At 50.1% G+C, this 15,047-nt stretch carries 13 protein-coding genes; 2 read left to right on the forward strand and 11 right to left on the reverse strand.

Annotation, left to right across the window (positions count from 1 at the left end):
* The first annotated feature begins 28 nt into the window (after positions 1–28).
* Together V8F51_RS11900 and V8F51_RS11905 are read left to right on the forward strand one after the other, a co-directional pair.
* Complete coding sequence (locus V8F51_RS11900; protein ID WP_337100445.1) at positions 29–1,861, forward strand: ABC transporter substrate-binding protein; 1,833 nt, start codon at positions 29–31, stop codon at positions 1,859–1,861.
* A gap of 104 nt (positions 1,862–1,965) precedes the next feature.
* On the forward strand, positions 1,966–2,424 hold the full coding sequence (locus tag V8F51_RS11905) for a hypothetical protein (RefSeq protein ID WP_337100446.1): 459 nt from the start codon (positions 1,966–1,968) through the stop codon (positions 2,422–2,424).
* 169 nt (positions 2,425–2,593) lie between these two features.
* On the opposite strand, the gene V8F51_RS11910 is transcribed toward V8F51_RS11905, so the two are convergent.
* The 11 genes from V8F51_RS11910 to V8F51_RS11960 form a co-directional block, all read right to left on the reverse strand.
* Positions 2,594–3,613, reverse strand: coding sequence for an ABC transporter substrate-binding protein (locus tag V8F51_RS11910; protein WP_337100447.1), 1,020 nt, complete (start codon positions 3,611–3,613; stop codon positions 2,594–2,596).
* Positions 3,614–3,647: 34 nt separating this feature from the next.
* On the reverse strand, positions 3,648–4,994 hold the full coding sequence (locus V8F51_RS11915; RefSeq protein WP_337100448.1) for an LLM class flavin-dependent oxidoreductase: 1,347 nt from the start codon (positions 4,992–4,994) through the stop codon (positions 3,648–3,650).
* Between the two features lie 66 nt (positions 4,995–5,060).
* The gene (locus V8F51_RS11920) at positions 5,061–5,885 is read right to left on the reverse strand and encodes an ABC transporter permease (RefSeq protein ID WP_337100449.1); all 825 of its coding nucleotides are present in this window, start codon (positions 5,883–5,885) and stop codon (positions 5,061–5,063) included.
* A 21-nt stretch (positions 5,886–5,906) separates the two neighbouring features.
* Positions 5,907–6,716: an ABC transporter ATP-binding protein gene (locus tag V8F51_RS11925; protein ID WP_337100450.1), complete on the reverse strand. Its 810-nt coding sequence runs from the start codon at positions 6,714–6,716 to the stop codon at positions 5,907–5,909.
* Between the two features lie 209 nt (positions 6,717–6,925).
* Positions 6,926–7,294: a VOC family protein gene (locus tag V8F51_RS11930; protein ID WP_337100451.1), complete on the reverse strand. Its 369-nt coding sequence runs from the start codon at positions 7,292–7,294 to the stop codon at positions 6,926–6,928.
* A gap of 20 nt (positions 7,295–7,314) precedes the next feature.
* Positions 7,315–7,734 (reverse strand): MarR family winged helix-turn-helix transcriptional regulator, encoded by a 420-nt coding sequence (locus V8F51_RS11935; protein WP_337100452.1) that lies wholly within the window; start codon positions 7,732–7,734, stop codon positions 7,315–7,317.
* A gap of 154 nt (positions 7,735–7,888) precedes the next feature.
* The gene (locus V8F51_RS11940; protein WP_337100453.1) at positions 7,889–9,553 is read right to left on the reverse strand and encodes an ABC transporter substrate-binding protein; all 1,665 of its coding nucleotides are present in this window, start codon (positions 9,551–9,553) and stop codon (positions 7,889–7,891) included.
* A gap of 39 nt (positions 9,554–9,592) precedes the next feature.
* Positions 9,593–10,492, reverse strand: a complete 900-nt coding sequence (locus V8F51_RS11945; protein ID WP_337100454.1) for a carbohydrate ABC transporter permease — start codon at positions 10,490–10,492, stop codon at positions 9,593–9,595.
* Between the two features lie 14 nt (positions 10,493–10,506).
* Positions 10,507–11,469 (reverse strand): ABC transporter permease, encoded by a 963-nt coding sequence (locus V8F51_RS11950; RefSeq protein ID WP_337100455.1) that lies wholly within the window; start codon positions 11,467–11,469, stop codon positions 10,507–10,509.
* 279 nt (positions 11,470–11,748) lie between these two features.
* The gene (locus V8F51_RS11955; RefSeq protein ID WP_337100456.1) at positions 11,749–14,037 is read right to left on the reverse strand and encodes an AraC family transcriptional regulator; all 2,289 of its coding nucleotides are present in this window, start codon (positions 14,035–14,037) and stop codon (positions 11,749–11,751) included.
* Between the two features lie 219 nt (positions 14,038–14,256).
* Complete coding sequence (locus tag V8F51_RS11960) at positions 14,257–15,039, reverse strand: MBL fold metallo-hydrolase (protein ID WP_337100457.1); 783 nt, start codon at positions 15,037–15,039, stop codon at positions 14,257–14,259.
* Positions 15,040–15,047 lie beyond the last annotated feature (8 nt).

Here is a 15,047-nt window from a genome sequence, read left to right on the forward strand (position 1 = left end):
AAAAAATAGATAAGTGGAGGGAATCATCATGAAAAGAAAAACCAAATTTGCCGCTCTGCTGTTAATCAGCGCTGCACTTATGCTCAGCGGTTGCAAATTAACGACCAAAGACGACGCCGCGGAATCACCGGCGCCGACGCAAACCTCGGAAACACCGAGCGACGGAACGAAAGTGGACATTGAATTGCTCGGCATGAGTTCCAACGAAGCCGACCTCAACATCGTTCGCGACCAATTGACCAAAAACGGCTTTAACGTAAAGCTTAACATTCAAGCCGACTACGGCAGCTTCAAATCCCAACAAGATGCAGGCAACTTCGATATCGCATTGTCCGGCTGGACGAGCGTAACGGGCAACCCGGACTACGCGGTTCGTTCCCTGTTCAAAACAGGCGGCGACTACAGCATTCTTGCCGACTCCGAGATTGATGCGCTTATCGACAAGGCTGGCTCCGAGACGCCTGAGCAATACACGGAAACATACAAACAGTTCGAGCAACAGCTTGTGTTCGACAAAGCGTATATCGCACCGCTCTACAGCTCGCTGAAATCCCAAGCGTTCAATAAGGACGTGCTGAAATCGGATTCGGTTCGCCTGTCCAAATCGCGTTCCCTTGCTTGGGAAGAGCTTGATTTCAACGATGCGGGCAAACGAGACAAGGATCCGATCGTGCTTCAATCGACGATGCCTACATTGACATCGCTTGATCCGATCAAAGGCAATGACGGCTCGATCAACATTATTAACACAAACCAATACGTGCGTCTTGTGAACTTGACCGACGACGACAAAATTACGTCCGAAGGCTCCCTTTCCTACAATCACGCTATTGCGGAAGGCAATTCCGATTACTACTTCATTCTGAGAGACAACATCAACTTTGCTGCAGTTAAAGACAAGCTGGCGGTCGATACTGGCGAACGCGTAGGCGGAGACGACGTTATCTTCTCCCTGAACCGTGCCAAAGACAAAAACTCCGTGCCTGACCACCGTACGTTTACGCTGCACGAGCATATCGGTCAAGTCGAGCTTGTAACCGACGTCGCAGCTCTTGATGCCGTTAAAGTATCGGGCGGCAGCGATACAGTAAAAGCAGCGCTTGAAAATGGACTGGATGCAAAAATTTCGTCGCTTGTATCCGACAAAACGCAAGCAAGCAGCAAGGAAGGCAAATATCAAGTCGTGAAGCTTACGACGACCGAGCCTTTCCCGCAAGTTCTGAACTACCTGGCTCACCAATCGGCGGGTATCGTATCGAAGAAACAAGTCGAGAAAATCAATACGTATGACGTTGCTAAGTTCGACGTGAACAAGGACATCCCTTACGGCGACCAGAACACGGTAACCGAAGGCAGCACGTACAACAATACGCTTTACACAAGCGGTCCGTACATCCTGTCCTACAAAAACGAGTATGAAGCCGTATTCTACAAAAACCCGGCTTACATGAAGGGCACAGAGCACGAGCCTAACGTGAACAGCATCAAAATCCGCTTTATCAAAGATATGGACGCAAGCTTGTCCGCGCTCCGCAGCGGCGAAATCGATTTGTTGTACTCCGTACCTGAGAACAAATTCGACGTTGTGAAAGGCGACAGCAAGATTGAACTGCAAACTGTACCGAGCAATGCGGTTTCGTACCTGTTGTTCAACACGAAAAACCGTGCGGTTGCCGAAAGCGCCGATCTGAGAAAAGCAGTGCTTTACTCCATTAACCAAGACGAAATTCTCGCCTTCTACGGCGGCAACAAATTCAAAGCGATCTCTACGCTTAGCACAATGGTTAAGACCGGTCTTGAGCTGAAAGCCGATTCGGCCAAAGTGAAAGAATACCTGGACGCATACAAAGCAAGCAAATAACGGTATAGCTAAGTTCGAAGACTGCCCAGGACATCACCGATGGCCGGGCAGTCTTCTGCCTTTCTTATCAATTACTTACATTTAAGCCTATGGAGGTCATTGTTATGTCTAACTTATCTGCCCCGCTCGCTAAGCTGTCCCAATGGGATGCGCTTATGCTGGAATCGCTCAAATCCCTCGGATGGCCGGACGAGGAGCTTATACGGAAAGTTGTTGCCGGAGAAGAACTGCCTAAAGACGACAGCAAATTTCATTTCGATTATTCGCAGCTAACGGCCTTTGCCGCAGACAACGAAGCTACGTTTCAGCAGGCTGTGACGCAAGGCTATCAGATCAAATACAATACGATTCGCGGCATTCATAGCTGGATTTTGGTTGCCCTGGGAATAGAGGCAGAGTTGCTCTTAGAAGCCGGAGAAGAGCAGGTTACTGCCCGTCTGACCGCTTCAGAAGCTGACAAGCTGACAAACGTCCTCTCCTTCGGCTGGGAAGCCAGCCGCTTGGATGAGCAACCGTCAGAGGACGACCGTGCCGTCTACCGCATAGCCCCTGCGGGGCGTTAATAGCGCACTACTATCGAAAGCCGCATATTGCGGCTTTTTTTTATGAAACGAATTGTAAAATGAAGCGCGAAACCTTAAAAACAAAAAAGCCCATGCAGGCTTCGTGTAAAATGGAAGTTGCCACACCACCATTTTGTACAGGAGAAACCAACATGAGCTATACTTTGAATCACGGCTTATAGTAAGAATTAAATTCGTTCGTGTATAAATTTTCCGCCTTTAACTGCCCTTCCTTCAAATCCCCGTTAGCGACCAGCCAATCGATCCATACCTGGTATTCGTCAGGCGTGATGACCCCGCCGGTCTGAGCGATGCCGGTGCTCTTCCAAAACTTCAGGTTGCCGATCTTATCCTTGCCGTCACGTTTCTCCACTATCGTTTCGAGTCGCTTGATTACATCTTCCCGTGGAGTTGTCCGCGCCCATTCAATCGCTTTGGCAACGCCCTCCACGAACTGCTTGACAGTGCTCGGATTATTCTTGATATATTCGTCCGTGAAAAAATAATCGCCGGCCGTGAACTCGCTGTTGAACACTTCAATGTCTTTAAAAATCTCGACGATACCGCCCCTGTCCAAAGCCAAATCCCTTGCGATACCGCCTAGCAAAACGGAGTCGATCTGTTTGCTGCGCAATATTTGCTCGGCATTGGCGGAAGGTATCGTCACCAGCGTCACTTGCTCGATTTCCTTCTCAGTCAGGCCGCCTTTGCGCAAATAGTCTTTAAGGACAAACTCCAAATGAGCGCCAAGCGTGTTCACGCCAACCTTTTTGCCTATAAAATCTTTAGGCGCCTTGATCTCGCTGCTATCTAGCACATAGGCCCCGATGTACGTATTTTTGTCGCTTCCGTAAGCACCGATGACAGACTTGATTCTGACATTTTGCGAAAAGGATTTAATGATGGCTCCGTTGAACGCGGAACCGAAATCGGTTTGTTTGGTGGCCGTCAACTGGATGCTCTCCGGACCGCCGGTCGTAGTCCCGATCGATTTCAGCTCCAAATCGCCCAAATATCCAAGATCGAGCGCCAATTCGGGAAATGAAACGTTGCCGGGAGCCGAGTTGTACTCAAGCACCTTATCTTCTTCTCCCGCCTGGACTTTGCCGTCCGAGCAGCCAGCCAGCACCATGCCGAGAAGACCTATCACAATAGCGAAAACAGCGGTTTTATTAACTATTTTGTTCATGCTTCATTTCTCCTGTCTCGTATGAATAATGGATTTATGGTTGAACCGGCTGAGCCAGCTTGCTGTATGGATTAACGGGAACTGAAAGTCCAAGATTGCCGCGCAGCGTGCGGCTCTCGTATTCGGTGCGGAACAATCCGCGACGCTGCAGCTCCGGGATGACGAGCTCGACAATATCGTTCAACCCCTCCGGGAATGTAGGCGGCATGACGTTGAAGCCGTCCGCCCCGTCGTTCAAGAACCATTCCTCGAGCTGGTCCGCTATTTGGGCCGGCGTGCCTACGATTTCCCGATGGCCGCGCGCACCCGCGATAAATTCGTATACTTCGCGGATCGTTTCCAGTCCTTCGCGTTCCGCCAGATTTCGAATGATATTGGAGCGAATCTGAGGGTTCGTCTTATCCTCCGCTTCCGCGATTTCCGGAAGAGGCGCGTCCACGTCATAACCGCTCAAATCGGCGCCGACAAAATTGGACAGGTACGCAAGGCCAACCTCCGGCAAAATATAGCTGTTCAGCTCTTTTTTCTTCGCTATGGCCTCTGCTTCCGTCTTCGCGACCGTAATAAAGACGCCCGGCATAATTTTCAGATCCTCAGGCTTACGGCCGTATTTCCCTAGCCGGCCCTTCACATCGCGATAGAAAGCTTGCGCCTCCTCCAGCGTCTGCCATGCGGTGAAAATAACTTCCGCCGTTTTGGCCGCAAGCTCCTTGCCGGCCTCGGACGATCCCGCTTGTACGATGACCGGATGTCCCTGCGGCGTCGACGGAGCATCTAACAAACCTCGGACCTTGAACCATTCTCCTTGATGATCGACAGGGTGAACCTTCTCCACATCGAGAAACCGCCCTTGTTCCTTGTCGACGACAAGCGCCTCGGCTTCAATCGAGAACCACAGCTTCTTCGTGGTGTCGACGAATTCCTCGGCCCGTTCGTACCGGCGGGCATGCTCCAAATGCTTATCCTTGCCGAACAGCGACGCTTCCTTATCGCTTGCGGATGTCACCACGTTCCAAGCCGCCCTGCCTCCGGACAAATGATCGATGGCCGCAAACTTGCGCGCAACCTGGAACGGCTCGTTATAGGTCGTAGTCAGCGTAGCCGTTAGGCCGATATTTTGCGTCACTGCCGCAAGCGCGGAGATAATGATAAGCGGGTCCAGCTTGACGGCCGAAGTAGCAAAATGCGACGAAAGCGGCAGTCCCAAAATATCGGCAAAAAAGATCATATCGAATTTGCCGCGCTCCGCGATCAGCGCCAGTTCCTTCAGATGTTCGAGCTCCAGCGTGCGCCGGGGATCTGTCGATGGGTAACGCCAGCTAGCCACATGATGTCCAGGCAAATTAAAAAACGCACCGAGTTTCATTTGTTTTTTCGTCATTACTATTCACTCCCATTATTCCAGTATGTTTAGTATGATTAATGCCGATAAAAAAAGGCTTATGCGTTAATCGTTCACTTGCTGCTTCCACTTCGAGAACTTGCGTTCCGTTACCGTTAATCCCTGATTGATTAACAGTCCGAGCAGGGCGATCGTCAGGATGCCCGCGAACATTTCCGGAATTTGAAAATTATATTGCGAGTAGGTGATCAGATACCCGAGCCCCTCTTTCGCTCCAACCATCTCCGCGGCGATCAGGACAAGTATCGCGCCCGTCCCCGCCATCCGTATACCTGTAAAGATTGTCGGTACGGAAGCCGGCAGAATGACCTTGAGAAACAGCTTAAAGGGCGGAACGTTCATCGATCGAGCCGATTTAATGAGCAAAGGATCGACATTGCCGACCGCGGCGATCGTATTGAGCAGAATCGGCCATGTACAAGCAAACAGGACGATGGCGATTTTCGAGGTTTCGCCGATTCCAAGAACGAGCATAAACACAGGCAGCAGCGCTAGGGCAGCCGTATTGCGGAACAGCTCCAGCACTGGATTGAGCAGTTCTCTCGCCAGCGGATACCAGCCGATGATCAGTCCAAGCGGAATGGCGACCAACAGCGCCAAAGAGAACCCGGCTAAAGACCGAAGCATGCTCGCCGCAAAATGGTCGAACAGTTCCCCGGATACGATTAATCCCCACAACGCGTTAACGACATCCGAAAAGGGCGGAAAAAACGCCGGATCGAAAACGCCTATGCGCGGAGCAAGCTCCCAGAACACAATGAGCAAGACGATGACAACCGATTGCTTGATCAGCTTTTGCACGCCGGAAAATAGACGAAGGCCTTCCCTTCTTACCGGCATGCCAGCTGAGACTGATTTAATGTTTTCCATTCACATGCCTTCCTCTCTTTATTAGATATATGCCCCTTTGTATTCCAATTCGTGAAGCAAGCTCCACACTTCATGGCGCGCCTTGACAAATTCGGGATGCGAGCGCAAATCCGCATCGTCCAAACGGTGCTTGAGCGGGATGTCCACTATCTTCCGCAGCGTACCGGGCCCAGGCGTCAGCACGACGACTCGTTCGCCAAGAAACACCGCTTCGTCAATGCCATGCGTAATGAAAATAATCGTTTTTTTCGTTTTCTGCCAAATGCTTAAGAGCTCGCTCTGCAACGTTTCTCTCGTCTGGGCATCCAACGCAGCGAAGGGCTCATCCATTAATAGCACATCCGGATTGAAAGCCAGGCTGCGGGCAATGGCAACACGCTGCTTCATGCCTCCGGACAGCTCATGCGGATACCGGTTGCCGAAGGCGCTTAGCCCAACCAACGCCAAGTATTGTTCGGCTAAATCCTTCCGTTCTTGCTTGGGAACGCCTTTGGTTTCGAGGCCGAACTCAATGTTGCCGCGAGCCGTTTTCCATGGAAACAGCGCATATTGCTGAAAAACGATTCCGCGATCCAGACCGGGACCCGTAATGGGCTGACCGTCCATATATACCCGGCCGCGGGTCGGCGTCGATAATCCGCTTATTAAATCAAGCAAGGTCGATTTGCCGCAGCCGCTCGGGCCAACTAACGTAATAAATTCCCCCTCTCTCACTGCAAAGTCCAGATCCTTTACCGCTGTGAATTGCTGCGTTTTCCCCTTCTGCTTGGAATCGCGTACGGTGAACGTTTTCGTTACATTCTCGAACCTGATTTTTTCGCTTGTCGGCATGCGCTTCTTCCTCCCCTATCGGGATCGACAGACCCCTTTTTTATAACAAAAAAAGCGCAGAGGACTAACAACGAGCGTTAGACTTCTGTGCTTCCAGTGAACCAGTCAGCAAAAATATTTGATTATTTTTTAATTCATAGTAAACCCATGGACTTAATATAACATTGAAAAAGCATTTGTCAACAACAATCTTTTTACGGCAGCAAGCATTAGTCACGATAATACGACAATACCCAGCACACGCCGTTCCGGTCGGTCACGATCGCCAGCAGTCCGTTGAACGGAGCTTCATACACTTCCGTTTGAATCGTCCCGCTTGCTGCGAATTCGCCGTAAATGCTTCGGAATGTTTCCTCCGCTTCGATTTTTAAGAATACCCGCACATAATCGCCCTTGGCGGAAGGCTTGGCTGCCTTCGTATCCGCAAACTTGAGGCTTGCCCCGTCCACATGCAGATCCGCGTTAAGCACTTCTTCCCCTTGCTTGCGCAAAATCGTGATCTCGCCGCCAAACACGCTTTGATAGTAGTTGATTTCCTCTTTGCAATTTTCCACTGCGATAAAAGGTTGTGCAATCATCTCTTACACCCTCCCGAATATCATTCGATTATATTGCGAAGCACGTTCTTCAGCAGGCCTATCAACAACTCATACTCCTCGTCGCTCATGCCCTTCTTCGACTTGCTCTTGACTCGCTTCAGCGCTTCTTGAACCTTTGGTACAACCTCGTGACCCGATTCCGTCAAAAAAAGCAGCTGGTAGCGGTTATCGGCGGGATCGGCCTCTCTTCGCACGTATCCTTCCGCTTCCAGCTTGGCGATCGCCTTCGCGGTAGTCGTCTTGTCGATGAGCAGCTTCTCGCTTAGCTCCTTTTGTGTGGTTGGCTGCTGATTCGCAATCGCCATCAGAAAAATATATTGGCCGCTCCCGATTCGATAAGGTGCCAGCTCCGCTGAGATGAACACCTGCATATGACGGTAGATTGCCGAAATATAATGGCCATGCGATTCGGACTCCATTGTTCTCATCCCCCCTCAAATAGAATGCTATTGCAACTAATTTTAGAATACGCCGAATATAATGCTATTGCAACTAATTTCTTATAAAAAAGCTGTGACGGCATGATTGCTCATGACCTGTCACAGCGACTGCCTTCTTCATTTACGCGAGCGATTAGTTGAATTTACCCGCATCGATAGCGGCTTGCTTCTCATCGAGAATCTCTTGATAGCCCGCTTCGAGGTACGTTTTCTTAGCCTCTTCATACGTTGCGTCGAATTGGTTCGTCGGCGCCAGAACAACCTTTACGTACAGCTCTTGGAACAGCGAGTTCAGATCGGCCTTGTATTCGCTGACCTTCTCCAGCACTACGCTGAACATCGCGTCCGGCGTGCGGAATTCCGCCATTTGATCGTAATATTTCAACAGATCCTCAGCCAAATATTCATAGCCAGCTGGCGACCAGTTGCGAAGGTAAGCTTTGCGAGTTACAGCCGGATCGGGATATTGCGGGCTTTCGATGACAAGCGCCCAGTAATCCTTGTTATTGTTCTGCGACTGAACGGATTCGCCTTTGAAATCTGCATTTTTCACGGCGATGCCTTCGCCGTCAAGCGTATAGTTCTGACCTTCGACACCGTTCTGCAGGAAGAACAGGTTCTCCGCTTGGCTCATCCACTCGAGGTACATCCAGACCGCCGCGCGTTCCATTTCCGTCGATTCGTAGTTGATGCCCATAATGAAGCCGAAAGGCCAGTACGCGCGTCCCTGCGGCTTGTAGCCTTCAGGCGTGCCTGCCGTAGGAGGAAGAACGGCGAATTGCGCGTCCGGATTGTTGGTAAGGGTCGCCGTAATGACATCCGTATTGCTGGCAAGATATAGACCGAAAGTACCCGTCTTGCCGGCAACGAACTCCGCCTTGGTTTTGGCTTCATCATTACGCAGGTAGAACTCCTTGTCGATAAGCCCTTTATTATACTGATCGTTCAGGTTGCGCAAGTAGCGCTCGCTGGCAGCTGTCGTCAGATCCGCTACGCCGAGATCGGAATAGAGCGCGCGGTCTTTGGCGTCAACCGGCCAATCGCGGAATGCGTAGTTATACGTGTAGTTGTTCTGCAGCAAGCTGCCGGCGCCTGCTCCAAGACCGGCTTCCTTCCACTTGGTCAGCATTTCATTGTATTTCTCAAGGGAGGTCAAATCCTCCAACTTCATGCCGACCTTCTCCACCCAGTCTTTACGAATCAAAGTCGTGAAATTGTCTACAGCCGGGCGAGCAGCGAAGAAAAACACATTTTTATCGTCTACCTTGCCGTATTGTTCGATAGTTGCGCTCATGTTTTTCCAATAAGTAGGGGCGTAGTTAGCGATTTCCTCATAATTCAGCTCTTGCATGACGTCCTCGCTATAGTATGCAAGCGCTTGCGGCATGTCGTAGTGGAATAGAATGTCCGGCGCTTTGTGGGAAGCGAGCAGCTGCTCGAAGTCCGTGACTTCGCTGCTGCGGGTGATCGGAATAAACTTAACGTTTACGTTGTACTTGTCGCCGAATTCCTTCTGAATCCAACGTGTATAGTAGTTGTCGGTTACATTCCAGCCCTCGAATGCGCGTTCATATACCGGAATCTCGAGATTGACCTTCTCGGGGAAGCCTTTGGAGTAATCGGCAAAAGCGCCTTCAGGGCTTTCCGCAGGGGCATTGGTTGCCGTATTGCTATTGGTTGCTGCGGGCGCATTGGTCGCTTTGTTGCTCCCCTTATTGTTATCCGAGCAGCCTGCTAGAAGAGTGGTTCCCACAACTAAAGTCATCAACAACGATGTGAAGACTTTTATTTTGCTCATCTCTTATTCCTCCGCTATCGTATTTTTTAAGGCTCCCTATTACTCTTTGACAGCTCCTAGCATAACGCCCTGGACAAAATACTTTTGAATGAACGGATAGACACATAGGATCGGCAACGTTGCGAACACAACGCAGGAAGCTTTGAGCACCTCTGGATTGCTCAGCTGCACTTGCGTCGCCTCCAGCTGGAAGCTCTCGCTGGCCTGAATAACCAAGTAATACAGCTTCAGCTGCAGCGGCCGCATATCTACATTTTGCTTAATGTAAAACAGCGCATCCTGGTAGGTGTTCCAACGTCCGACCGCGTAAAAGAGTGCCATCGTTGCCATGATCGGTTTGGACAGCGGTAAAACGATATTGACTAGGATGCGGAAGTGTCCGGCTCCATCGATTCGCGCGGATTCCTCCAAGCTGACCGGAATGCTGCTGGAGAGAGCTGTTTTCATAATCAACAGGTTGAATGCGCTGAACGCCGGAGGCAAAATAATCGACCACATGCTATCCAGCAAGCCTAGATTGTTGACCAACATGTACTCGGGAATGATTCCGCCGTGAAAGTACAACGTGAACATAAAGATAAAAGTCAGCGCAGTACGCCCCTTCAATTGCATGCGAGACAAAGGGTAGGCCGCGCAAATCGTGATGATCATGCCCAGAATCGTGAATAGTACGGTCACGATAATGGATACATACAACGACCGCAGAATACTCTCATCTTGGAGAATTTTTTTGTACGCCTCAATCGTGACACCTTGCGGCCAGAGAAACACCTTATTCGCGATCACGTATGCATCATTACTAAGGGATTTCGACACGACATGCACGAATGGCAGCAAGCAGACCAGCGAAGAGATCATCACGGTGAGGCGGATCAGCACATCCCAGATGTCGAAGCGCCTTTTGCGATGCATGGCAAGAGTGCCATTGGATGTTTTCATGGTTCGCCTCCTTTCTATAACAATCCGTCTTCGCCGAGCTTCTTGGCAATACGATCGGCGAGCAGCACGAGCACAAGTCCAATGAGTGCCTGGAACAACCCAAGCGCCGTCGCACGGCTGAAGTTGCCGCTCTCGATCCCCCAGCGGTAGACCAGTACCGGGATCGTAGTGGTGTATTCCGTAGTGGCTTTATTCTGCAAGGCAAAAATCCGCTCGAACGAGCCCTCCATCACCTTGCCCAGGTTCATGATCAGCAAGGTTACGATTGTGGCTCGGATGGACGGCAGCGTGACGTTCCACACCTTCCTCCACCGCCCTGCGCCATCGACGGTAGCAGCTTCGTACATCTCAGGGTTAATGCTGCTAATCGAAGCAAGGTAGATGATAGTGCCCCATCCCATACTGTACCAGACCCCGATAGCCAAATAACTGAACAGCCAATGCGTGTCTTCTTGAAGAAACGGGACACGATTCCAGCCCATCAATTCGAAGAGATTATTGACCGCTCCGCTTCCTTGGCCGAGCAACTGGTAAGCAATCGCACCAATAATGATCCAGGACAGGAAGTGCGGCAGATACAGCAGCGTTTGATTCACGCGTTTGAATCTGACGCTTTTGATCTCATTGAGCAGAAGCGCAAGCACGATAGGCATCGTGAAGCTAAATATAAGGTCGAGGCTGTTAAGCATCAACGTGTTGCGGACAGCGCGGATGAAGTCGGGTTTATCGAATATTTCTTGAAAGATTTGAAAACCGACCCATTCGCTGCCCCAGAACCCCCTTGCGATCTTATAATTTTTAAAGGCAAGCACGAGCCCTGACAACGGCGCGTATTTGAAAACGGCAACAAAGGATAGTGGAATCAGAAGCAGTAAGTAAAGCTGCCAGTCCCGCCGAAGATAATATGTCATTCTCCGGTTACCCTTTTGTTTCTTTAAAGCGGTTTCATTATTTAGTGAAGCGCTTTCAACATTCATAGTTACACCTCCTCCACATTAGGGCTTCCACGGCCGACGGTTTGTTCGGACATTGGCGGGGTTATGACAGCATCATAGCCTTCCGTCATCCATTCCGTAAATCGTGACTATTGATTGCCCCTGTCATTTTTGATTTTCGCCCGTCACTCCGCGGTTTTCGAGTCTTAAATAATCAATTTTGATTAGCATGAGCAAAATTAATGGAGCAGCCTCCGTTAGTCTTTAGAGACCGGAAGGACAGCTCCACGCCGCTTACTTTTCTGTTATTAGGTTAGCCTGCTACAGCAATTCCTGTTCTGATGCTTTTCCATGCTTCAGTGCCTTGTAGCTGCTCGGGGGCATGCCCTCGTACTTGCGGAAAAAACGATTAAAGCTTTGAACATTCATGTATCCGACCTCGATGGCAATCTGTGCGATGTTCAGCTTGGATTCCAAGAGCAGATGCTTGGCGTTCTCGATTCGCAGCTGGTTGGTGTAGTCGATCAGACTCTTGCCCGATAACTCATACACGAGCTTACGCATGTAGGAATAGCTGATGCCGATTTCCTTCGCCATGTCTTCAAATACGATCTCTTCGCTGAAATGCTCTTCCAAATACCGAATGATCCGCTCTCCGTAGTTGACCTCGCCTGAGCTGCGCGTAACATATTGAATAATTTCGCCAAAGAAGCCATGCAAATATTCTTCAAGCTCATCCAGCGTATCAAAGGAAGCAATGGCGGAATATATATTCCCTTGCCGGGCGAACAAACGCGAAGTACTAATGTTGTTCTCCCTGAGATGCTTGATCGTAACGCCTATCAATTGAGTGTAGATAAACAAAATATTATCGTAGGAGATGTACTCGACCGACTGGATCTCGCCCCGAATGAGCGCCAGTTCTTTCATAATGCTGCCCTGATCCCCGTTATCGAGAAAGTTAAGTATCCGCCTCTCGCTGTTCGATGGATAAATATACTTTTTGCCTTGCTCGGCTTCTTGCTTCCAATACGTAATACCGCCGCTGCCTTCAATCATGCGATGCTTGATGACTTCCATCGCTTCGACCACTCGATCAGCGATCATAGCGCTTTCCATAGTTTGGCTGCTGACGCCGATAGTAACAGTGTGACCGAGCAATTCGGCTGCCGCATCCCTGATCGCGGCAAGCGTCTCATTGATCCCCTCATATTGGCTTTCAAGCTCCGCTGAACCAAAGTTGATGACAATGGCAAAGCAGCCTTCCCCTTGATAGACGCTTCGCGCGTGTACGCCGTCCGCGAATGAACTCTCGCATTTGGCTATGAGCAAATAACGATGGTAATTACGGGTCTCCGGATTGGTCTTGCTTACATACCGTCTATATTGATCAATCGAGACAATGGCTACGAAGTAATTGGGCTCCGGAAATAGCTCGACAATCTGTTTCGCCACTTCGCCCCGCAGCAAGTTATGAATGGACAAACTGCGCGTATCCTGTTCCCGCTCCTGCAGCAACTTGTAGAGCCCTTCCTCCTCATCCTGCATACGTCTGATCGCCGCATCTAGGAAAACAAGCTCGTTCTTATTTCCAATAACGAGATTTTTACTTCGTGCACGGACAACGCGGACCAGCTCCCTTAGCGGCTTGGATAGCCAGGTTGCGAGAAAGACGGTCAACACGGTTCCTGCAACGATAATCATAATCGTAAGAACAATAATATTGCTCTGTAAGGAGTGAGTCTTGGTCATCAGTTCGTCCATTGAATAAATGTTAACATTCCACCACCCAAACAGCGGAGAACGAGACCACGTATAGATCAGACGCTCACCCGCGATCTCATGGAACGCATAACCTTCCTTCGAGCCGCTCTCCAGTATTTCTTGGATATAGGGCTGCTCCTTGCCGTCCGTAAGCAACAAGCTTTTGTCATTATGGGAGATGATCGTACCATCCGCTCCCATGAGCAAATAATCATGTTTGCCCCGCTCGGAGGTGCGAAGATATTCCCCAATTTGGCTTTCTCGCAGGTTGACGACTAAGAAACCGCGAGTCGTGGTCAATAAGCGATTCAGCGGCAGCACGTAAGATACCACTTTTACCCCCGAGTCCAACGTACGCGGATACCACACCCCGCTGATCCCTCTTCTGCCGACAAATGCTTCCTCGGTCCAATCGATCGACTCATACCTCTCCAGCGTCGTAATGCCCTTGTCGGTGGAAATGACATAGTCGGAATCCCCCAGGTAGAAGTAGGACGAATACACGCCGTTCACTCTATGATTCAAGTTGAGCAGCTCCAGCAATACAGCTTGCGCTTTGCTCACATTGCTATAGTTCACGTTAAGCTCATTAAACGTCTCGAAAACGCGAATGCGGTCGAAAATATTCGTAGCGGCAAGCCGCACCGCATCCTGAGCCAGATTGTTCAGCGCATTCTCATTAAGCTTGCGGTTCGCATTCAGACCCGCCAATGAGGATTCAGCGATAGCGCTCTCGGAGTTCTGCAAAATCTGTCCGCCGCTATACCATGTCAGGATAGCCATTGGAATGGCCATAACGCAGAACAGAATCAGTGCCAACTGCAGCATCATTGGAATTCGTTTCATGGATTCTCTCCCTGTCGCCTCTGCATTCGTATTGCCGCAAAAAAGCGCTTACAAAATCAATTAAATATGAAGCCGAAGAGCTGTCCTAATCTATAAATATTTTACCTGTAAGATCTATAATTTAAAAGGAATTTTTGTAAGTAACACCCATACAAAAAGCCTGATGGAAGATTCCCCTCCCTATCAGGCTATATAGTCAGATATGGCTAGATAAAAGCTTTACGGATTCACGGTCAGCGCCTCAATACGCTTATTAATGTCTCCCCGCAGCAGTCCGCCGTGATAGCAAACTACGGTTTCAATCTCGAACGGCTTGAACTTCTCGAGCGAGCTGATCGCCTGCTCCATGTTAACCGTAGAGTAAGGAGAGGAACCAAGCAATTCGCCATTATGGATAACCAAGGCATCGCTCGCGATAAGCGTCTTGCTTGCTTGGTGGTAAAGACTAACGTGGCCCGGCGTATGGCCTGGCGTGTGGATGACTGTTAGCCCTCCGCCAATCGGCAATGTCTCTCCGTCCAATATCAGCCTTGTTACATTCGGCTTGGAGGGTTGAACGAAAGTGCTCTCGAACTTCAGGCGCACATGGTCCGTCAACGAAGCAAGCTCAGCGCTTAGCCGCTCTGGCGGGAATTTCAGAAGCGGTGCTTGACCGTCGATTGTATCTCTATCGTCCTCATGGGCGTATATCTCGAATGCTGCTTCGCCATTATCTCCTAGAAATTGCGGCAAACCTCCGATATGATCAATGTCCTGATGCGTCAGAATAATCGTTCGAAGCGTTTTTTCGGAAATCCCCGCTTCATTGGCGAACGCGAGGATCGCCTCTGCCATTCCCGGCATCCCCGTATCGATTAACGTCCAAGTGTCTTGGTCATGAACGATCATAGGATGAATGATCATCGTACGGCCGCCAAGCTTCATCGTAAGCTCCAACATCTCTAGTCCTTCTGCAATACGCATCATTGCTGCCGAGCCGGCGCGAGGGCCAAGCTTCGGCACACCTCCTT

The organism is Paenibacillus sp. YIM B09110 (assembly GCF_037167145.1).
Classification (GTDB): Bacteria; Bacillota; Bacilli; order Paenibacillales; family Paenibacillaceae; genus Pristimantibacillus.

Excerpts from the sequence above, each read along its gene's own strand:
- V8F51_RS11900 (WP_337100445.1), top strand. The coding sequence starts at position 29 with ATGAAAAGAAAAACCAAATTTGCCGCTCTGCTGTTAATCAGCGCTGCA.
- V8F51_RS11905 (WP_337100446.1), top strand. The coding sequence starts at position 1,966 with ATGTCTAACTTATCTGCCCCGCTCGCTAAGCTGTCCCAATGGGATGCG.
- V8F51_RS11910 (WP_337100447.1), bottom strand. The coding sequence starts at position 3,613 with ATGAACAAAATAGTTAATAAAACCGCTGTTTTCGCTATTGTGATAGGT.
- V8F51_RS11915 (WP_337100448.1), bottom strand. The coding sequence starts at position 4,994 with ATGACGAAAAAACAAATGAAACTCGGTGCGTTTTTTAATTTGCCTGGA.
- V8F51_RS11920 (WP_337100449.1), bottom strand. The coding sequence starts at position 5,885 with ATGGAAAACATTAAATCAGTCTCAGCTGGCATGCCGGTAAGAAGGGAA.
- V8F51_RS11925 (WP_337100450.1), bottom strand. The coding sequence starts at position 6,716 with ATGCCGACAAGCGAAAAAATCAGGTTCGAGAATGTAACGAAAACGTTC.
- V8F51_RS11930 (WP_337100451.1), bottom strand. The coding sequence starts at position 7,294 with ATGATTGCACAACCTTTTATCGCAGTGGAAAATTGCAAAGAGGAAATC.
- V8F51_RS11935 (WP_337100452.1), bottom strand. The coding sequence starts at position 7,734 with ATGGAGTCCGAATCGCATGGCCATTATATTTCGGCAATCTACCGTCAT.
- V8F51_RS11940 (WP_337100453.1), bottom strand. The coding sequence starts at position 9,553 with ATGAGCAAAATAAAAGTCTTCACATCGTTGTTGATGACTTTAGTTGTG.
- V8F51_RS11945 (WP_337100454.1), bottom strand. The coding sequence starts at position 10,492 with ATGAAAACATCCAATGGCACTCTTGCCATGCATCGCAAAAGGCGCTTC.
- V8F51_RS11950 (WP_337100455.1), bottom strand. The coding sequence starts at position 11,469 with ATGAATGTTGAAAGCGCTTCACTAAATAATGAAACCGCTTTAAAGAAA.
- V8F51_RS11955 (WP_337100456.1), bottom strand. The coding sequence starts at position 14,037 with ATGAAACGAATTCCAATGATGCTGCAGTTGGCACTGATTCTGTTCTGC.